The following is an 18286-nucleotide window of genomic DNA, read 5'->3' on the forward strand; positions in this document are numbered from 1 at the left end:
CCCGCCGAAACCATCCACAGGCCGCCCGGCGTCAGGACAGGAAGCGCTCGGCGTACGGCGCGAACCGCTCGCGAACGTTCGACTCGTCGAGCCCGAACATCTCACACGACGTCGCCACCCGGCCCAGCCGATTGCGTTGGTGCCCAGCCAGATACTCCGTCATCGCGGCCCGCGCGACGTCGGTCACCGGCTCACCGGCCAGGTCGTAGATCCGTTCGGTGACGCCGAGTTCGTCGGCCATGAAGTCGTCGAAGCGCACGTCGACCGAGCGGTCGGGTCCGATGGTGTCGCGGTCGCGCAGGAACACCGACAGCATCGACTCGAGCCGGTCGACCCATGACGCCGCAATGCGTTCGACGGGCACCCGGCTGCGGTGCATGCGTGCCGAGTAGGTCACCATCGCGATCATCGACAGCACCACCGGCAGGGGATCGCGGTGCGTGCACACCACGACGGCGCCGGGAAACACCCTGTCCAACACCGTCAGTTGCTCGAGGTGCTGCGGCGACTTGAGTAGCCACCGCCGCCCGCCGCGCAGGAACTGCAGCGCCTTGAGTTGGGTGGCCAGGTATTCGTAGTGCGGTGTCTGGTCGTGCGACAGGTAGTGGTCGCGCCAGCGCGGCGCGTCGCAGAGAGTCTCCATCAGCATCGTGGAGACGTCGTTGGCGAGCAGCTGGATCTCTTCGTGCACGTGGTCGGTGGTCATCTCGTGCATGAGGGGGAAGTGCGGCATGACGAGGTTCATCACCTCGACGGCCATGTCCATTCGGCTCCGCCGCGGGTCAGGCTCGATGCCGGCCTCGGACGCCAACGGAAAGGGTTCCACGCCTTCCCAATACGGCAACGTCCGGAAGGTCGGGCCGGCTCCCAGCAGGTTGTGCAGATGCGTCGTCCCCGTGCGGGGGAGTCCCACGATGACGACGGGTGGTTCCAACTCGACGTCGTGGATCTCGGGGTGCCTGGTCAGCAGATCGGTCAGCAGCAACCGGTTCTTCAGCACCTGCAGCAACTGACCGTGGAAGTTGACCACGCCCACGTCGGTGAGGCCGTCGACGTCGCGGACGTCGGCAAGGTAGAGCGCGAGCCGCTCCCGGTAGTCGTCGGCGCCGAAGTCGTCGAGTCCGGTGTCGGCGATCGCTCTGGAGTGCAACGCATCCGAGTCGAGGGGGCAGTCGGGCGACAGGGACGCGATCATGGCGCGCAGCTGATCGGCCTCGGGGGTGAATCGCGGCTCGGCGAGGTCGTCGAAATGGACTGTGGCGTCGGTCACACCGACTTATGTTACTGTGAGTTCCGTAATGACGACGGACTTTGGCCGACCTCGCGACCCGCGCATCGTCGGGGCCGTGCTCGAGGCCACGGTGGCGCTGCTCGGGGAGACGGGCTACGCCGAGCTGTCGGTGGACGCGATCGCCAAACGGGCGGGCACCAGCAAGCCGGCCATCTATCGGCGCTGGCCCAGCAAGGCGCACCTGGTCCACGAGGCGGTCTTCCCGATCGGCGAGGCCACCGAACTACCGGACACCGGATCCCTGGCTGGCGACGTCCGCGCCATGGTCCGGCGCAGCGCCGACGTGCTGACCACCCCCGCGGCCGGGGCCGCGCTCACCGGACTGGTCGGCGAGCTCGCTGCCGATCCGACTCTGCATACCGCTCTGCTGCAACGCTTCTCGGGAATCCTGTCCCAGGGCCTCGCTGACCGGCTCGCCGACGCCGTCGCGCGAGGTGAAGTCCGGCCGGACGCCTCGGCGGACGAACTCGTCGAAGCCGTCGCCGGCATCACCTTCTTCGCGCTGCTCACCCATGGGCCTGCGCTCGACGACGCATGGGTGGACAGAACCGCCACCCTCATCACGAGAGGCATCAGCACATGACCGCACACGAGTCGACCACCGCCTGGCGCGAACTCTTGGACACGCTGGGCGGTCTCGACGCCTCGTTCATCACCGGCGACCGCGCCGTCACCGACGACCGGCACGTCGCCGACGGGTACCGCATGCTGGCGACGACGCTCGGCGTCGCGTTCGACACCTATCTGTTCGCCGACCCAAGTCGACCCAAGTGGGTGGAGCTCAACACGCCGGTGCGGTCCGACCGTCGATGGGGCGGTGACAACACCGACGCCTACTACCTCATGTGCCCGGTCGACCCGACCCGGCGCTACCGAATCAGCGGCAATCGTGGTGACAGCGTGTACTTCTCGGTGACCGCCTACAACGAGCCGTCGCCCGGCGCCTGGTCGGACCGGATCGTCGCGCTGGTCCGTGACGACGAGCTCGACTTGGACGCCGACGGAAACTTCTCCTTCGAGATCGGGCCGACGCCAGACGCGGCGGTGTTGATGACGCGTGACTATCAGGCCGACCCGCGGACCGGCCGACCCGTCGAGTGGCGCATCGAGGCACTCGACGAACCCGACCGGTTCCGTCACGGCGACGCCGAAACCGCGGCGGCGCTGCGGGCCAGTGCCGCCTGGATGCGGACGATGTTCGCGATCGTTCCGCTGGCCGTTGGCATGCGGAACGACGACGCCCGCAGTCTCGGACACGAAACGGCCCATTCGGCCAACGAATTCGCTGAGCCTTATCAGGTGCTCGACGCCAACTTCGGGTGGTCTGCCCGCGATTCCTGCTACTCGTACGGCAGCTTCGTGCTTGCCGACGACGAGGCGCTGGTGATCACCCATCGGCCACCTGCCTGCCGGTTCTGGAATCTGGTGGTGTGGAACCGATTCATGGCCACCCCCGGGGTGGCCGACGCGCGCAGTTCTATCAACGGCCACACCGCGGTGCCCAACGCGGACGGTTCGGTCACGATAGTGCTGTCCAAGGGTGTGACGGCTCATCCGAACTCGCTGACCACCCTCGACTACCCGCTCGGCAACCTGGCGTTCCGGTGGTTCCTGGTGGACGGGGTGCCGGCGCGGCCGGAGGCGCGCCTGGTCAAGGCGTCGGACGCGCCGACGACGGTCGACTAATCGTTGACATGCCCCGCGACCGCCGGTTACATTCCTGGGCATGATTGTAATTCTGGTTAACTTCACCAACTTAATGGTGAAGGCGTGACCGCGGCGCAGGAGCTCGACCGGACGGCGGGCAAGTACGAGCTGAGCCACTTGCGGTCGCTGGAGGCCGAGGCAATTCACATCATTCGCGAGGTCGCCGCCGAACTCGAGAAGCCGGTTCTCCTGTTCTCCGGCGGCAAGGACTCGATCGTCATGCTTCACCTGGCGCTCAAGGCATTCCGGCCCGGCCGGCTGCCGTTTCCCGTCATGCACGTCGACACCGGCCACAACTTCGACGAGGTGCTGGCCGTGCGGGACGAACTGGTCGAGAAGTCCGGCGTCCGCCTCGTCGTCGCCAAGGTTCAGGACGACATCGACGCCGGACGGGTCGTCGAGACCATCCCGTCACGCAACCCGATGCAGACCTTCACGCTGCTGAGGGCCATCCGGGAGAACAAGTTCGACGCCGCCTTCGGTGGGGCCCGGCGCGACGAGGAGAAGGCCCGCGCCAAGGAGCGCGTGTTCAGCTTCCGCGACGAGTTCGGCCAGTGGGACCCCAAGGCGCAGCGACCCGAGCTGTGGAACCTGTACAACGGGCGCCACCACAAGGGCGAGCACATTCGGGCCTTCCCGATCTCCAACTGGACCGAGTTCGACATCTGGTCCTACATCGGAGCCGAGAAGATCACGCTGCCGTCGATCTACTACGCGCACGAACGTGAAGTCTTCGAGCGCGACGGAATGCTGTTGGCGGTCCACAAATACCTGCAGCCCCGCAAGGACGAGAAGGTGATCGAGAAGGTCGTGCGCTTCCGCACGGTCGGCGACGTCACCTGCACCGGCTGCGTGGAGTCCACCGCGCGCACGGTCTCCGAGGTGATCGCCGAGACCGCGGTCTCGCGGCTGACCGAACGCGGCGCGACGCGCGCCGACGACCGCATCTCCGAGGCCGGGATGGAAGACCGCAAGCGCGAGGGATATTTCTGATGGCGACTTTATTGAGGCTTGCTACGGCTGGCTCGGTCGACGACGGCAAGTCCACGCTGATCGGCAGGCTGCTGTTCGACAGCAAGGCCGTCATGGAGGACCAACTCGCCGCGGTGCAGCGCACCTCCAAGGAGCGCGGTCACGACTACACCGACCTCGCCCTGGTGACCGACGGCCTCCGCGCCGAGCGCGAACAGGGCATCACCATCGACGTCGCGTACCGCTACTTCGCCACGGCCAAGCGGAAATTCATCATCGCCGACACCCCGGGCCACGTGCAGTACACCCGCAACATGGTGACGGGAGCCTCGACCGCGCAGCTGGTCATCGTGTTGGTCGACGCGCGGCACGGGCTGCTGGAGCAGTCGCGGCGGCACGCGTTCCTGGCGTCCCTGCTTGGCATTCAGCACATCGTGTTGGCGGTCAACAAGATGGACCTGGTCGACTGGAGCCAGGAGCGGTTCGAGAAGATCCGCGACGACTTCCACGAGTTCGCCGCACGACTCGACGTGCAGGACGTCACGACCATCCCGCTGTCGGCGCTCAACGGCGACAACGTGGTAGCCAAGTCCGACGCCTCGCCCTGGTACGAGGGTCCAGCCCTGCTGTCGCACCTCGAAGAGGTATACATCGCCGGTGACCGCAACCTGGTCGACGTCCGCTTTCCCGTCCAGTACGTCATCCGGCCGCAGACCCGCGAGCACGCCGACCATCGCAGCTACGCGGGCACCATCGCCAGCGGCGTGATGCGCACGGGCGACGAGGTCGTGGTGCTGCCTGCCGGTAAGACCAGTCGGATCACCGAAATCGAAGGCCCGGCAGGGCCTCTCACCGAGGCGTTCGCCTCGATGGCGGTGTCGATCAGCCTGGCCGACGACATCGACATCTCGCGCGGCGACATGATTGCCCGGCCCAACAACCAGCCGCACGTCACCCAGGACTTCGACGCCACCGTGTGTTGGATGTCCGATGACGCGGCGCTGGAGCCCGGTCGCGACTACGTCATCAAGCACACGACGCGGACGACGCGCGCCAGGGTGACGGCGCTGGACTACCGGCTAGACGTCAACACGCTGCACCGCGACAAGAGCGCAACGGCGTTGAAGATCAACGAACTCGGCCGCGTGACGTTGCGGACGCAGGTGCCGCTGCTGCTCGACGAGTACTCGCGCAACGCCGCCATCGGATCGTTCATCCTGATCGACCCGGACACCAACGGCACGGTGGCCGCGGGCATGGTCCGCGACACCACCCCGGCGGCGACCCGCACGGCAACCCCGAACGCCGTCCGGCACCAGAATCTCGTCACCGCGGACGACCGGTTGTCGCGGGGCAGCACGGTGTGGTTCACGGGGCTCTCCGGCTCCGGAAAGTCGTCGGTCGCCATGCTCGTCGAACAGAAGCTGCTCGAAAGTGGGCGCCCGGCATACGTTCTCGACGGTGACAACCTGCGCCACGGGCTCAACGCCGACCTCGGCTTCACGATGGCCGACCGTGCCGAGAACCTGCGACGGCTGGCACACATCGCGACGCTGCTGGCCGACTCCGGACAGATCGTGCTGGTGCCCGCCATCAGCCCGCTCGAGGAGCATCGGGCGCTCGCCCGCAAGGTTCACGAAGATCAGGGCTACGACTTCTTCGAAGTCTTCTGCGACACCCCGCTGCAGGATTGCGAACGTCGAGATCCCAAGGGTCTCTACGCCAAGGCGCGACGCGGCGAGATTACGCACTTCACCGGGATCGACAGCCCGTATCAGCGGCCGAAGAACCCGGATCTGCGCCTCACTCCGGACTGTGAAGTCACCGAACTGGCGCAATACGTCATCGACATGATCGACGCGAAGAAGTGAGCCCCACCGATCACGAGTTGGCGGCTCGCCTGGCGACCGAGGCGGGCGAGCTGCTCCTCGGTGTGCGGACAGAGCTTGCCGACGCCACCGCCGCCGAACGAAAGGATGCCGGGGACAAGCGTGCCCACGCCTTTCTGATGACGGCGTTGGCGGCCGAGCGGCCCGACGACGCGGTGCTGTCGGAGGAGGCCAGCGAGGAGGAGAAGGCCAACTCGAAACGCTTGGTCGCCGAGCGGGTCTGGATCGTCGACCCCCTCGACGGCACGCGGGAGTTCGGTGAGCTGGGTCGCGAGGACTGGGCGGTGCACGTGGCGCTGTGGCAGTCCGGCGAACTGGTCGCCGGCGCGGTCGCGCTGCCCGCGCAAGGCGTCACCTTGGCGACACCCAACGTGCCGCCGCCGCCTGCTTCGCCAGATGCGCCACGGATCATCGTGTCTAGGACCCGGCCGCCTGCGATCGCGCTTGCGGTGCGGGAAGCCCTGAACGGCACGTTGGTCGAAATGGGCTCGGCGGGAGCCAAAGTGGCCGCGGTCGTGCAGGGCGTCGCGGACGCCTACGTGCACGCCGGCGGTCAGTACGAGTGGGACTCGGCCGCCCCGGTCGCCGTGGCCCGCGCGGCGGGTCTGTTCACCTCGCGCTTGGACGGGTCACCGCTTCGGTACAACCAGGCCGACGTGCTGCTGCCGGACCTGATCGTCTGCCGTCCGGAGTTGGCCGATGCGGTATTGGCGGTCACCACCGCCCATTGAGCGTCGAGCGTGGGCCTTGAGGACGAAATATCGACGATCGGCGTACACAACCCCCACGGTCGGTAGGTTGATGCGATGAGCAATCCCACGCTGCGCACGCTGTCCGAACTCCCGTCGACGCCGGCACCCTTGGCCGAGTCGACCCTCGTGCTGATCGACTGCCAGAACACCTATACCCAAGGCGTCATGGAGCTCGAGGGCGTACAGGCAGCGCTGGACGAAGCGGCGGCACTGCTCGATCGCGCGCGGTCGGCCGGGATCCCCATCATCCACGTCCAGCACTCCGACGGCCCCGGGTCGCTCTACGACATCGAGGGGGAGAGCGGGGCCATCGTCACGCGCGTCGCCCCGCGTGACGGTGAAGCCGTCGTGACGAAGCAGTATCCAAACTCGTTCGTGGAGACCGACTTCGACGACAAGTTGAAGGCCGTGAACGCTAGCAATTTGGTGATCGCCGGTTTCATGACGCACATGTGCGTGAACTCGACCGCCCGCGGCGCGTTCAACGCCGGCTACGCACCGACGGTGGTCGCTGCCGCGACCGCCACGCGATCGCTGCCAGGAGTCGGCGGGGAACCGGTGACGGCGTCCACCCTCCAGTCGGCCAGCCTGGCCGCGCTCTCCGATCTGTTCGCCGTGGTGGTCCGCGACGGTTCGGGCATTCCCGACTGATACCGCAGGGCGCAGCAAATCTTCTGGTACCTTGCGAGCTGTCGTAAATGACGGTCGCGAAATTTGCTGAAATTGGGCCTCGCGGCGTCGCGCCGCACCATTTGGGGGTCCAATGAGCAATCGCCACCGCACCATGCTTCGAACGATGGCGACGAAGACCGTCGTCGCTGTCCTACCGGTTGCGCTGACGTGCGCTTACGCCAGCAATCTGTTCGTGCCCCAGCCGCCGCGCCTGGCCGCCTACGACGTCCAGCCCGTCGCCGAGATCACCGTGTCCGGTTCGACTGTCGGCCTGGCTGATTCGAACCTCTACTTCCTGAGGGACCCGTCCGACACGATCGACCCCGTTCGAGTCGCCCAGCATCTGGACCAAATGCAGGCACTCGGCGTCGACAACATCCGGGTGTACGTGCCGTGGAAGTACGTGGAAACGACCAAGGGCGAGTACGACTGGCGGGCGATGGACGTCATCATGTCCCTCGCCGCGGAGCGGGACATGGGCGTCTTGGCCGAGATGAACACCACGCCCGCCTGGGTGGACCCCGACGACCAATACAAGCCGGGGGCGGCTCATCCCGATCCCGAGGACTTCAAGGCCTTCGCGTCGGCCGTCGCCACCAGGTACGGCTCCACGGTGTCGGCCTACGAAATCTGGAACGAGCCCAACTACGTCGGCTTCTACGACCCGATCGATCCGGCCGCGTACGCCGAGCTGCTCAAGGCGGCCTACCCCGCTCTGAAGGACATCGACCCCACGGCGACGGTCGTCGCGGCGGGGCTCGGCCACACTCCGACCTATGACGACGGCAGTGCGCTGAGTCCGGTCGAGTTCCTCGACGGCATGTACGCCGCAGGTGCGAAGGGCTACTTCGACGCGCTGGCCTACCACCCGTACCAGGAGAGCACTCCCTTCTCCCAGGGAACCCCCGACGGTTATGCGCTCAATCAGGCGCTGGCGATGGTTGCGCTGATGGCCAGCAACGGTGACTACGTCACCGGACCCGGCGGGCAGCCACTGCTGGACGCCAACGGAGCTCCCATCACCAAGAAGATCTGGGCCACCGAATACGGTCTGGCCACCTCGAGGGTCTCCTACGAGCACCAAGCGGCTTACATCCAGGACTTCCTCGCGACGTGGAGCACGCAGTCGTGGGCGGGGCCGGCATACGTCTACACGACAGTCGACTCCAATCCCGGCAGTGACGATCCGGAGGAGAACTACGGCGTCTACACGCTCGACGCCAACGGCAATTGGGTGCGAAAGCCGGCAGCCCAGGTGCTGGCCGAGTGGATCCTGGCCCACCCGAATCAAACCTTCGACCCGGTGGGCCCAACGAAACCCGCCAACCCGTTGACCTCCTTCGTGGTGTTCCTGCAGAAGTTGGTTCAGCAGTTCAACCAGACGACGCGCTTGTTCGTCGACGCCGTCGTCACGGCCATCACGAACTTCCTCGGCTCGTTCACCCGCCCGGCAGTCGCCGACGCGGCCCCGTCGTCGCAGCGGGTGGCGCTCAGTTCCAGCGCCGACGAGTCGGCGGCGCAGGTCGGTGAGACCGCGAAGGGTGCCGTGAAGATTCAGCTCGACGCGACGGGTGCGGCGGGATCCGAGACGGTTCACACCACCGCGATCACGGAATCGGCAGTGACGCAGACGACCGCTGACGCGAAGCCCATCGCCGCCGAGCCGGTCGTCATCGAGCCGTTGGTGTCGGAAACGACTGTCCCAGAATCCGTTTCGACTACCCCCGAAGACGTGCCGGCGGCAGGCGGCCTCGACGTTCCCGAATCCACTCCGGCAACGGAGAGCGGAAAGAGCTCGACGACGTCGGGCGCCGCGGCCGACGCACCTACCAAGAACACGACCGCCGACGAGAAGGACGGCCCCGAGCGTCCCGAGCAACCCGATCGCGACAAGGCCCCATCTGCCGTGGCGGCCCCGGCTTCTCCGTCCGGGTCGACCACGGCCCAGTCCCACGCCGGCAAAGACCGCGGCGCCAAGCAGGACGGTGCAGAGTCGGCAAAGCCCGCGAGCAGCGGTTCCGACGACTAACTGCCGGTGGCCGCACGGTTCATGCGTCATTTGGGGCAGGCGCAGTCGATGATGATCACATGACCCAGCCCTCGACCCGAATCACTCGGATCAACGAATATCAGGACGAGTCGCGCAGCGCGCTCGAAGCCCTCCTGGACAGCACGCCGCTGGCCACCGTCGCCCTGGTGCGCGACGGCCACCCGGTGATCTTTCCGACCGGATACGCGCGGGTCGGCACCGATCTGGTGATCCACGGTTCGACGGGGTCGCCGTGGCTCAGGGCGTTGTCGACAGGGCTGCCCGCGGCGGTGTCGGTCACCATGTTGGACGGCGTCGTCGTGGCGCGCAGCGCGTTCGAGTCGTCGTTTCGGTATCGCAGCGCCGCGCTGTTCGGCGTCTTCGAGCAGGTGTCCGGCGACGACAAGGCCAGCCTCTTGGAGACCCTCACCGACGGGTTCATTCCGGGTCGCGTCGCCGAGTTGCGGCCCAGTACCCGCAAGGAAATCGCCGCGACGCTGGTGCTGAAAATGCCGATCGGCGAGGACAATTGGTCCTTGAAGGTCAGCGCAGGCTGGCCAGATGACCCCGACGAGGACGTCGCGGGGGACGCCTGGGCCGGCGTCGTGCCGATGGCCGTGACCTACGGGGAACCGTTGGCCGCTCCCGACCTCACCGAGGGCATCCCGGTGCCGGCGTCGGTCCTGGCGTTGGCCCAGCGCTCACTCCAGTAGCCCCACGCGACGGTAGAGGTCGGTGCGCCGGTCGCCGTGGACGTCGTTGTTGTCGTTGAATTGCTTGATCCGCGATTCGGCGAGGTCGACGTCGGCGGTGATCAGGCCCGGTGTGCCGAAGTCGGCGATCGCCATCGGGTAGCCGTCCGCGTCGACGATCACGCTGCCGCCGATCCAGTCCTGACCGCGTTCGGTACCGGCGCGGTCGCACACGGCGGTCGCCATCCGGTTCATGCCCGCGCCCGCGAGTGCGCGCACCAACTCGGTGGGCCGCTCGCCGACGGGGCGGGGCAGCAGCGGCCAATTGACCGGCGCGCAGAGCAGATCCGCGCCCTGCAGGGCCACCGCGCGCACCCACTCGGGGAACTCGACGTCGTAGCAGACCATCACGCCGAGGCGGCCGTGGTCGGTGTCCAGCAGCAGCGGTAGGTCGTCGGCCCGGTCGAACACGCGGTTCTCGGTGTCCCACAGGTGCGCCTTGCGGTAGACGCCGCGCAATCCGCTCGGGTCGACGACGGCAGCGCTGTTGTAGACCTTGTCGCCCGCAGCCTCCGGGAAGCCGGCGACGATGGTCAGATCGAACGCCTCGGCCAGATTGGCCCACGCGGTGATCGCCGGCCCGTCGCGGGTCTCGGCGAGCGACTCGAGCTCGGCGCGGTCGGCGAACACGTACCCCGACGAGGCGAGTTCCGGCAGCACCACGATCTGCGCTCCGTCGCGGGCCGCCTCCTCGATTGCGGTCGTGGCGGTGGTCAGGTTGCCGGTGGTGTCGCCGATGTGCAACGGGATCTGGCAGCAGGCGACGCGGGTAGTCATGTGTCGATGGTGGACCATCCTCACGTATATCGCAGCCAGGTCGATGGCATGATTCGCTGCATGCGGATGTCGGCCAAGGCGGAATACGCCGTTCGGGCGATGGTGCAACTGGCCACGGTCGCCGACGGCGTCCTCGTCAAGACCGACGATCTGGCCAAGGCGCAGGGCATTCCGCCACAGTTCCTCGTCGACATCCTGTCCGATCTGCGCACCGACCGGCTGGTCCGCAGTCACCGCGGTCGCGACGGTGGCTACGCGTTGGCCAAGCCGGCGGCCGAGATCAGCATCGCCGACGTGTTGCGCTGCATCGACGGTCCCTTGGCCAGCGTCCGCGACATCGGTCTTGGCGATCTGCCGTATTCGGGGCCGACCGCGGCCCTGACCGACGTGTGGCGCGCGCTACGCGCCAGCATGCGGTCGGTGTTGGAGGAGACCAGCCTGGCCGACGTCGCGACGGGCGATCTGCCAGGGCACGTCGCGGCCCTCGCCGGTGAGTACGTGGGCCAGGAAGAGGAACGCGGCCACGGCTGAGTGAATCCCGTGAACCGCCTTGGGTGCACTGCGGCGACGTTGCAGGATGTAGGCATGAGTTTCGACGTCCGTTCCCTCGACAAGCCGGTCATCGTCGCTCCCATGGCGGGCGGCCCGACGACACCCGAGCTCGCCGCGGCGGGTTCCAACGCCGGTGGGCTCGGATTCCTGGCCGCCGGCTACCTCACCGCCGAGGTGCTGGCCGAGCGCATCGCCGCGGCGCGCCAGCTGACGACGGGGCCGCTGGGGGTGAACCTGTTCGTCGTGCAGTCGAGCGCGGCCCGGCCCACGGCGATCCAGGAGTACGCCAAGGCGTTGGGCGGCGAGTCGAAGCGGTACGGAGCCCGTCTCGGGGAGGCGCGTTTCGACGACGACCACTGGTCGGCGAAACTCGCCGTCGTAATGGACCTCAAACCCGAGGTGGTGTCGTTCACCTTCGGGCTGCCGTCGGCGCAGGAGTGTGCGCGTCTGCGCGACGCGGGCATCACCACCGTCGCCACCGTCACCACCCTCGCGGAGGCCGAGCGTGCCGTCGCCTGCGGGGTCGACGCCGTGGCGGCGCAGGGTCCCGCGGCGGGCGGGCATCGCGGCACGCTCGATCCCGCGGCATCCCCGGCGACTCAGCCGCTCGACCAGTTGGTGCGGTCGACGAGCATCGCGCTCGACGTTCCCGTGATCGCGGCGGGAGGTCTGATGACCGCGGCCGACCTCGCCGACGTCTTCGTGTCGGGAGCCGTTGCGGCGCAACTGGGCACGGCGTTCCTGCTGGCCGACGAGTCGGGCAGCAGCCCGGTGCACCGCGCGGCCCTGCGTGATCCTCAGTTCACCGAAACGGTTGTCACCAGGTGCTTCTCGGGGCGCTACGCACGTGGGCTTCGCAACCGCTTCGTCGACGACCACGACGCGCAGGCACCGCTCGGCTACCCCGAGATTCACCACCTGACCAGCCCGGTGCGGGCGGCGTCGGTTCGCGCCGGTGATCCGCACGGTGCAAACATCTGGGCGGGCACCGGTTTTCGGAAAGCTGCCACCGGATCGGTCGCCGACATCATCGCATCGCTGGTGTGAGTTCACGGGGGCTAACCCCCGTTCAGGTCTCCGGAAAACGCCATGGGAACGACGTGGTCGAACTCATAGCGTTATGGCATCGGGGAGCGTCGGGCTCCCGGTCAAACAAGGAGACCGGCCGTGAAGCATTACCTCACAACAGCTTTCGCCACCACTGCCGTGGCCGTCGCGATCGGTTCCGCCGCAGTCGTCAATGCCGCGCCCAGTGGCCCGTCGCGGGTCGAGGACACGGTACGGACGCTGGAGGCCAGCGGTTACCACGTCATCGTCAATCGCGTTGGCACCGGACAGCTCTCGTCGTGCACCGTCGCATCGGTTCACCCGGGTCAGACGTACTCGACGATGGACTCGCGGGGTGGCTCGTCGCCGGCGCTCACGGTCATCTCCAAGACGGTTCACGTCGACCTGGTGTGCTGATTGGACATTCGAAAACGGCCACTTGCAGCGTGCTGCAAGTGGCCGTTTCGCGTGTGCGGGCTATCGGCGGCGGGTGTCGATCGCGATGCTGCCGTTGTCGGACCGCACCGTCACCTCCGAGACGGCCCGCGCGGGATCCGTCGTCTCGGGGACCTCGACCGAGGTGGCGTATTCGGAGCGGGTCTCGACGAGGTAGGGCCCCGTCGCGGGCAGCGTGAGCGCGACGTCGCCGTCGCGTGTAGTGGCGGTGATCTTGCGTGGGGCGGGTTCGGCGAAAGCCACGGCGACGTCACCGTCTGCGGAATCGACGACGAAGGACTCGCTGACGGAAAGTGGCTTCCTGGAAGCGATGTCACCGTCGCGCGCCGAGACGTCGACGACGTGTACCGCCCCGTTCAACACGACGTCGCCGTCGGAGCTGCGGGCGACCAACCTGTTCAGGTCGGCGTCGACGGTCAACGTGCCGTCGTTCTGCTGGGTGGTGACGAACAGGCCAGCCGCCAGCGCCGGGGGCAGGGTTACCGTCAGATCACTCGACCCGAAGCCGACGACGCGGCCGGAGTCTCGCGCGACGCGGATCCGCGTCTGACCGGCGTCGGTGGTCACGTTCAGGCGCTGCTGAGCCTGCCTGGAGGAGCCCACCGTGTGCAGTTCGGCGCGGGGCGCGGTGACGTTCGGATCGGACTTCACGTGGACCGACACGTCGGACCCGTCGATCGCGAGCGACCGCATGTTGCCCGGGAGGTCCTGTGCGTCGTTGGTCGCACGCAGGGAGCTGAGTCCCCAGGCCGCCACGCCGAGACCCGCGACACTGCCGACGACCAGGATCGCCGCGGCCATGACCAGCATGACGCGCACCGCGGTGCGGTTGCCGGGGGTGAGCGGTGGCGGAGCCGCCGGGGGAGCGAAGGTTGTCATGGTCAAAGGCCTTTCAGTGGTTCAGGATTCGAGGTAGCGGAGGACGGCGAGGACGCGGCGGTTCTCGCTCTCGTCGGGGGTCAGGTTCAACTTCGTGAAGATCGAGGCGATGTGCTTCTCGGCCGAGCCCACCGAGACGTGAAGCGAGCCCGCAATGGCGGAGTTGGCCCGGCCCTCCGCCATCAGTTGGAGCACTTCGAGTTCGCGGGGGGTCAGCGCGTCGAGGGTGGAACGCTGCCGCGAGCGGACGAGGATCTGGGAGACCACCTCGGGGTCGAGCACGGTGCCTCCACCGCCGACGACCTCGACGGTGTCGAGGAACGACGGCACGTCGGCGACGCGGTCCTTGAGCAGGTATCCGAATCCCCTGGTGTCCGAGGCGATCAGGTCGGAGGCGTAGCGCTCCTCGACGTAGTGCGAGAGGACGAGCACCGGCGATTCGGGGTTCTGGCTGCGCAGCAACGCCGCGGCGCGGATGCCTTCGTCGGTGAAGGTCGGCGGCATGCGGACGTCGAGGATCGCGAGGTCGGGTCGCAACTCGTTGACGATGCGCAACAGGTCGGTGGCGTCGGACACGCCGGCGACCACCTCGTGGCCCGCGTCGGTCAGGATGCGTTCGATGCCCGCCCGTAGCAGCGCGGAGTCTTCGGCGATCACGATCCGCATGGCAGCACCGCCGTCACGATGGTGGAACCGGTGACCGGGCTGGACACCTCGAAGGTTCCGCGCGCGGCCGTGACGCGCTCGCCGAGACCGCGCAGCCCCGTCGCGTCGTCGTCGGCGGTGACGGTCGCACCGCCCACGCCGTCGTCGTAGACCGAGACGAACAGCGCGTTGGTCGCCTCGTCGAATCGGACGGTGACGACTGCCTGGGTGGCGCGTGCGTGTTTGGCCACGTTGGTCAGCGCCTCGGCGACGACGAAGTACGCGCACGACTCCACCTCGTCGGGAAGTCGACGCGGTAGGTCGACGTTCAACGACGTTGGCACGCCTGAGGTTTCGATGCGTTGCACCACCGAGGACAGGGCGGCGTCCAGGCCACGGTCGGGGAGGATGGTCGGCGCGATGCCGCGCACCACGTTGCGCAATTCGACCAGTGCGCTCTTCGCGTCGTCGTGTGCCTCGCCGATGAGTAGCTTGGCCTGCGGCAGGTCGGTGTCGAGCTTGGTTTGGGCCAGGCCGATGGTCATCGCCAGTGACACCAGCCGGGGCTGCACGCTGTCGTGGAGATCGCGTTCGATGCGGTGCCGTTCGGTTTGGGCCGAGGAGACCGCGCCGCGACGTGCGTCGGTGAGCGCGCTGACTTCGTTCTGCAGTGCGGCAGTCGGCGACGGCGGCAGCAGCCACCGGTCGACGGCGGCGTCGACGACGGGGGCGAAGACGACGATGGCCACGGCGGCAACCAATGCGACGACGGCCAGAACCCAGGCCAGCGGCGGTGAGAGGAACCAGAAGTCGGCGTCGACGTCGCTGCGGTTGACCGCCGACGCCAACGCGGGGCCGGTGATGGCGAACGTCAACAGCGCCAACGCAAGTAGAGACGCGAGGATGTCGTAGGTAATCCGCAGGTAGTGGTGTGCGACCACCTTCCAGAATTGGGCGCTGCTGACGTCGAGCCACAGTTGGTGCGCCCACCGCTGGAAGCCGTCGTACGGCGAGGTGCGGCGCGGCGGAACCGGGATGCCGAAGCCGAACACTGCCTCGCTGCGGATGCGCTCCACTCGGTCGACTCCCCGCATCAGGTAGACGAATACGACGCCAGCGGCGAAGAATCCGACGACCGACGGAATCGAGGAGATCGCGACGATCAGGATCGTCAGGGGAATCCAGAACCAGACGAGGCCCAGTGCACCACCGGTCAGCATCGAGGCCGACGGGACGACGCCGATCCGACGAACGGGGACGGGGGCGTCGTCCTGGAGGGGACGTGGGATGTCGAGGGTCGTTGAAACCATGCCTTCAACCTAGGGAGTCGCAGGGCCCAGCGGGTATGGCGTTTTCCCGAGACCTCCATGGGGGTTAACCCCCGCCTGCCGCGCGATGAGTTTCGTTCCCGACGGGTGTCTGCCCCGGTACCGACCGATCCCGAACGATGGAGCCCACCGTGAACATCACCGCCGACACCACCACCACGTCCAGCCTCGGCGCCAAGATCGGCATTGCCATCAGCGTCCTGGTCGGGGCCTTCCTGGCCGTCGATGCGGCGGGCAAACTGGCCGGCCTCCAGCAGGTCAAGGACGGTACCGAAGCGCTGGGTTTCCCCGCTGGTCAGGCGCTCGTCATGGGCGTCGTGCTGACGGTGTGCGTCGTGGTCTACGCAGTTCCCCGCACCGCGGTGCTCGGGGCGCTCGGCATCACGGCGTATCTCGGCGGGGCGGTCACCGCGAACATGCGGGTCGAGTCTCCGCTGTTCAGCGCCACCCTGTTCGCCGTCTACCTCGGCGTGCTGATGTGGGTCGGCATGGTGCTTCGCCGCCCGGAACTGCTGAGGGTCGTGGGACTGGCTCGTTGAAGTCCGCCTCGGCGCGCAGTGTCCGCGTGCCACAATCCGGTCGTGCAAATCGGAATGACGCTGCCGGTGATGGAACCCGACCTCGACGCCGCCGTGCTGAAGGAGTGGGCCCGCGCCGTCGACGACGGCCCGTTCAGCTCACTGTGTTGGGGTGAGCGCATCGCCTTCGACAATCCCGACTCGCTGACGCTGCTCGGAGCCCTCGCCGCGTGGACCGACCGAGTCCGCCTGGTGACGACGGTCGTCGTCCCTCAGTTGCACGACCCCGTGATGCTCGCCAAGGGCCTCGCCACCGGCGACATGCTGAGCGGGGGACGCCTGACCGTTGGCATCGGCGTCGGCGGCCGTCAGGAGGACTACGACGCGGTCGGCGCCGACATGGCGACCCAGACGATGCGCGGCATGGCGGAGCGCGTCGCCATCATGAAGCGGGTGTGGGCGGGGGAGAAGGTCACCGAATCCGTACTGCCGGTTGGCCCTTCGCCCGTGCAGCCGGGCGGCCCTCCGTTGGTGGTGGGAACCATCGGACCCAAGACCGTGCGAAGCGCGGCGACGTGGGCCGACGGGATGGCGGGGACGACCCTCGACCTCGACGTCACCAAGCAGAACGAATTGTTCGACGTCGCGCGCACTGCGTGGAGTGAGGCAGGCCGACCGAAACCCCATCTGGCGACGTCGTTTTGGTTCGCGATGGGCGACGGTGACGGTCCGCGTGCTCAGGTGCACCGGCATCTGCGGCGCTACATGAACTGGATCCCCGCCGAATTCGTCGACGCGATGGCACCGACGACGGGCTGGGCGGGTGTCGAGGACGAATTGCACGACGTGCTGCGCACGTTCGAAGCGATTGGAACCGACGAGGTTCATCTCATCCCGACGAGCTCGGACGTCGACCAGCTGCGCCGTGTCGCCGACGTCGCCAAGGACTTTGCCTGACGCCGAGCCTCAGGCGGCGCGGGACCGCCGGGTGCGGCCGACGCACAGCGCGTCCCACTGCCGTGGCGAAAGACGTTCCCGCAGTTGCTCGATGGCGCGTCGCGGCAGCATCAGCCGGGAGTACGCGTAGTACGGCGACCTGCTGGAGTACGCGAACGTCACCGAATACCGCTCGGTTTCGGTCGGGGGAAACACTCGGTGGAACACCTGCCCCGTGTCGACGAGAACCGACGTCATGCGGGGTCCGGTGACCTGGGCCCACTGGTGACGCGGCACCACGTCGTGCATCTTGTCGTCCGGTACGCCCCGGAAGTCGAGGCCCCGCGAACCGCGAATCGCGGCGCTGTGGGCCTGGTGGATGAAGCCGAAGGGGCCGGCGCCGGCGTCGACGTCACTGAGATAGACGATGACCTTCAAGATCCGGCGGTCTTCGTGGTCGAGGTGCCAGCGACGAACCACCTCGTGGTTACGGCCGGCCGCCGACTGCACCAGTTCGCGCTTGACCTCCATGCCGAGATAGCGCACAGGCAGACCGATGTGGCATTCGGCGAGATCCAGAAGGTGGTCGGACAGGCCCCAGGTGAAGAGGGTGGGGTCGACGGCCAACTCGCGTGGCGTCGCCTTGACGCACGGATCGTCGACGTTCTTGCGGCGCAGTAGCTCGACGAGCCCGTCCGCAGAGTCGACCACCTCCGCTGGCAGGTCGGCCGGGCGGACGGCCACCCCGGCGTCGTTCAGGGCGACGAGCACGTCGAGATGCTCGGCCGTGGGAAGGGGCAAGCGGTTCGCATGCTCGGCAAGGCGCCTCTGGTACCGACGGTCGCTCATCTGGCTGACCAGCGGCATCCGGGTGGTGGCCCGGCGGAGGAACGCACTGCGGCGCGCGAGGGCGCTGATGATTCGGGGAACCAGCCCGCGGGTGGCATGGGCCGCGCCTGCTGGCGCGAGGTCGGCGGCCACGACGGGTGCCAGCGGAAGCAGTGTCACGGCGATCCTTCCGCTGGAGAAACATACTTTCGCCCCGTATTGCGCGACGATTGCTAGAACATACCATTGGTACGCA

The 18286-nt window shown here is 67.6% G+C and carries 19 protein-coding genes; 13 read left to right on the forward strand and 6 right to left on the reverse strand.

Features of this window, described 5'->3' with window-relative positions; all coding sequences use genetic code 11:
• Window positions 1-31: 31 nt before the first annotated feature.
• Complete coding sequence (locus ASD37_RS28490; RefSeq protein WP_056559786.1) at window positions 32-1270, reverse strand: sulfotransferase; 1239 nt, start codon at window positions 1268-1270, stop codon at window positions 32-34.
• A gap of 28 nt (window positions 1271-1298) precedes the next feature.
• Between ASD37_RS28490 and ASD37_RS28495 the strand changes: the two genes are divergently transcribed.
• From ASD37_RS28495 to ASD37_RS28530, 8 genes are all read left to right on the forward strand, one after another.
• Window positions 1299-1874 carry a TetR/AcrR family transcriptional regulator gene (locus ASD37_RS28495; RefSeq protein WP_056559789.1) on the forward strand — a complete coding sequence of 192 codons (576 nt, stop codon included), beginning with the start codon at window positions 1299-1301 and terminating at the stop codon, window positions 1872-1874.
• Window positions 1871-2977 carry a DUF1214 domain-containing protein gene (locus tag ASD37_RS28500; RefSeq protein ID WP_056559791.1) on the forward strand — a complete coding sequence of 369 codons (1107 nt, stop codon included), beginning with the start codon at window positions 1871-1873 and terminating at the stop codon, window positions 2975-2977. Before ASD37_RS28495 ends, ASD37_RS28500 begins: the two co-directional genes overlap by 4 nt.
• 84 nt (window positions 2978-3061) lie before the next feature.
• The gene (gene cysD, locus ASD37_RS28505) at window positions 3062-3991 is read left to right on the forward strand and encodes a sulfate adenylyltransferase subunit CysD (RefSeq protein ID WP_056559793.1); all 930 of its coding nucleotides are present in this window, start codon (window positions 3062-3064) and stop codon (window positions 3989-3991) included.
• The gene (cysN, locus tag ASD37_RS28510; RefSeq protein WP_056559795.1) at window positions 3991-5841 is read left to right on the forward strand and encodes a sulfate adenylyltransferase subunit CysN; all 1851 of its coding nucleotides are present in this window, start codon (window positions 3991-3993) and stop codon (window positions 5839-5841) included. The genes cysD and cysN overlap by 1 nt, the downstream gene beginning before the upstream one ends.
• The gene (locus ASD37_RS28515) at window positions 5838-6590 is read left to right on the forward strand and encodes a 3'(2'),5'-bisphosphate nucleotidase CysQ (protein ID WP_056559797.1); all 753 of its coding nucleotides are present in this window, start codon (window positions 5838-5840) and stop codon (window positions 6588-6590) included. The genes cysN and ASD37_RS28515 overlap by 4 nt, the downstream gene beginning before the upstream one ends.
• A gap of 75 nt (window positions 6591-6665) precedes the next feature.
• Window positions 6666-7262, forward strand: coding sequence for an isochorismatase family protein (locus tag ASD37_RS28520; protein ID WP_056559800.1), 597 nt, complete (start codon window positions 6666-6668; stop codon window positions 7260-7262).
• 145 nt (window positions 7263-7407) lie between these two features.
• Window positions 7408-9312, forward strand: a complete 1905-nt coding sequence (locus ASD37_RS28525; protein ID WP_056559802.1) for a cellulase family glycosylhydrolase — start codon at window positions 7408-7410, stop codon at window positions 9310-9312.
• Window positions 9313-9371: 59 nt separating this feature from the next.
• On the forward strand, window positions 9372-10025 hold the full coding sequence (locus ASD37_RS28530) for a pyridoxamine 5'-phosphate oxidase family protein (RefSeq protein ID WP_056559805.1): 654 nt from the start codon (window positions 9372-9374) through the stop codon (window positions 10023-10025).
• On the opposite strand, the gene ASD37_RS28535 is transcribed toward ASD37_RS28530, so the two are convergent.
• Entirely contained in the window at window positions 10014-10841 is an 828-nt protein-coding gene (locus tag ASD37_RS28535) for a nitrilase-related carbon-nitrogen hydrolase (RefSeq protein WP_056559807.1), read from the reverse strand. The two genes, ASD37_RS28530 and ASD37_RS28535, sit on opposite strands and share 12 nt — an antisense overlap.
• A 60-nt stretch (window positions 10842-10901) precedes the next feature.
• On the opposite strand from ASD37_RS28535, the gene ASD37_RS28540 reads away from it, so the two are divergent.
• The 3 genes from ASD37_RS28540 (at window position 10902) to ASD37_RS28550 (ending at window position 12857) form a co-directional block, all read left to right on the forward strand.
• Window positions 10902-11372: an RrF2 family transcriptional regulator gene (locus ASD37_RS28540; protein ID WP_056560044.1), complete on the forward strand. Its 471-nt coding sequence runs from the start codon at window positions 10902-10904 to the stop codon at window positions 11370-11372.
• A 54-nt stretch (window positions 11373-11426) separates the two neighbouring features.
• Complete coding sequence (locus ASD37_RS28545) at window positions 11427-12440, forward strand: nitronate monooxygenase (protein WP_056559808.1); 1014 nt, start codon at window positions 11427-11429, stop codon at window positions 12438-12440.
• A 120-nt stretch (window positions 12441-12560) separates the two neighbouring features.
• On the forward strand, window positions 12561-12857 hold the full coding sequence (locus ASD37_RS28550) for a hypothetical protein (RefSeq protein WP_156721149.1): 297 nt from the start codon (window positions 12561-12563) through the stop codon (window positions 12855-12857).
• Between the two features lie 60 nt (window positions 12858-12917).
• Here ASD37_RS28550 and ASD37_RS28555 read toward each other — a convergent pair whose 3' ends face one another.
• The 3 genes from ASD37_RS28555 to ASD37_RS28565 are packed head-to-tail and all read right to left on the reverse strand — an operon-like array spanning window position 12918 to window position 15730.
• Complete coding sequence (locus ASD37_RS28555; protein ID WP_056559813.1) at window positions 12918-13775, reverse strand: DUF4097 family beta strand repeat-containing protein; 858 nt, start codon at window positions 13773-13775, stop codon at window positions 12918-12920.
• 21 nt (window positions 13776-13796) lie between these two features.
• Complete coding sequence (locus ASD37_RS28560) at window positions 13797-14441, reverse strand: response regulator transcription factor (RefSeq protein ID WP_056559815.1); 645 nt, start codon at window positions 14439-14441, stop codon at window positions 13797-13799.
• Window positions 14429-15730 carry a sensor histidine kinase gene (locus ASD37_RS28565; RefSeq protein WP_056559817.1) on the reverse strand — a complete coding sequence of 434 codons (1302 nt, stop codon included), beginning with the start codon at window positions 15728-15730 and terminating at the stop codon, window positions 14429-14431. The genes ASD37_RS28560 and ASD37_RS28565 overlap by 13 nt, the downstream gene beginning before the upstream one ends.
• Before the next feature lie 137 nt (window positions 15731-15867).
• Between ASD37_RS28565 and ASD37_RS28570 the strand changes: the two genes are divergently transcribed.
• Both ASD37_RS28570 and ASD37_RS28575 read left to right on the forward strand, forming a co-directional pair.
• Complete coding sequence (locus tag ASD37_RS28570; RefSeq protein ID WP_056559819.1) at window positions 15868-16287, forward strand: DoxX family protein; 420 nt, start codon at window positions 15868-15870, stop codon at window positions 16285-16287.
• A gap of 54 nt (window positions 16288-16341) precedes the next feature.
• Window positions 16342-17223, forward strand: a complete 882-nt coding sequence (locus ASD37_RS28575) for an LLM class flavin-dependent oxidoreductase (RefSeq protein ID WP_056560045.1) — start codon at window positions 16342-16344, stop codon at window positions 17221-17223.
• A gap of 9 nt (window positions 17224-17232) precedes the next feature.
• On the opposite strand, the gene ASD37_RS28580 is transcribed toward ASD37_RS28575, so the two are convergent.
• The gene (locus tag ASD37_RS28580; RefSeq protein WP_056559821.1) at window positions 17233-18210 is read right to left on the reverse strand and encodes a hypothetical protein; all 978 of its coding nucleotides are present in this window, start codon (window positions 18208-18210) and stop codon (window positions 17233-17235) included.
• Between the last annotated feature and the right edge of the window lie 76 nt (window positions 18211-18286).

It is taken from the genome of Mycobacterium sp. Root135, assembly GCF_001426545.1.
Taxonomy (GTDB): domain Bacteria; phylum Actinomycetota; class Actinomycetes; order Mycobacteriales; family Mycobacteriaceae; genus Mycobacterium.

What these genes read in the sequence shown, in the direction of transcription:
- ASD37_RS28560 (WP_056559815.1), bottom strand. Translation starts at nt 14,441, where the DNA reads ATGCGGATCGTGATCGCCGAAGACTCCGCGCTGCTACGGGCGGGCATC.
- ASD37_RS28495 (WP_056559789.1), top strand. Translation starts at nt 1,299, where the DNA reads ATGACGACGGACTTTGGCCGACCTCGCGACCCGCGCATCGTCGGGGCC.
- ASD37_RS28525 (WP_056559802.1), top strand. Translation starts at nt 7,408, where the DNA reads ATGGCGACGAAGACCGTCGTCGCTGTCCTACCGGTTGCGCTGACGTGC.
- ASD37_RS28535 (WP_056559807.1), bottom strand. Translation starts at nt 10,841, where the DNA reads ATGACTACCCGCGTCGCCTGCTGCCAGATCCCGTTGCACATCGGCGAC.
- ASD37_RS28575 (WP_056560045.1), top strand. Translation starts at nt 16,342, where the DNA reads ATGACGCTGCCGGTGATGGAACCCGACCTCGACGCCGCCGTGCTGAAG.
- ASD37_RS28570 (WP_056559819.1), top strand. Translation starts at nt 15,868, where the DNA reads ATGGAGCCCACCGTGAACATCACCGCCGACACCACCACCACGTCCAGC.
- ASD37_RS28530 (WP_056559805.1), top strand. Translation starts at nt 9,372, where the DNA reads ATGACCCAGCCCTCGACCCGAATCACTCGGATCAACGAATATCAGGAC.
- ASD37_RS28520 (WP_056559800.1), top strand. Translation starts at nt 6,666, where the DNA reads ATGAGCAATCCCACGCTGCGCACGCTGTCCGAACTCCCGTCGACGCCG.
- ASD37_RS28540 (WP_056560044.1), top strand. Translation starts at nt 10,902, where the DNA reads ATGCGGATGTCGGCCAAGGCGGAATACGCCGTTCGGGCGATGGTGCAA.
- ASD37_RS28500 (WP_056559791.1), top strand. Translation starts at nt 1,871, where the DNA reads ATGACCGCACACGAGTCGACCACCGCCTGGCGCGAACTCTTGGACACG.
- ASD37_RS28545 (WP_056559808.1), top strand. Translation starts at nt 11,427, where the DNA reads ATGAGTTTCGACGTCCGTTCCCTCGACAAGCCGGTCATCGTCGCTCCC.
- cysN (WP_056559795.1), top strand. Translation starts at nt 3,991, where the DNA reads ATGGCGACTTTATTGAGGCTTGCTACGGCTGGCTCGGTCGACGACGGC.
- ASD37_RS28565 (WP_056559817.1), bottom strand. Translation starts at nt 15,730, where the DNA reads ATGGTTTCAACGACCCTCGACATCCCACGTCCCCTCCAGGACGACGCC.
- ASD37_RS28555 (WP_056559813.1), bottom strand. Translation starts at nt 13,775, where the DNA reads ATGACAACCTTCGCTCCCCCGGCGGCTCCGCCACCGCTCACCCCCGGC.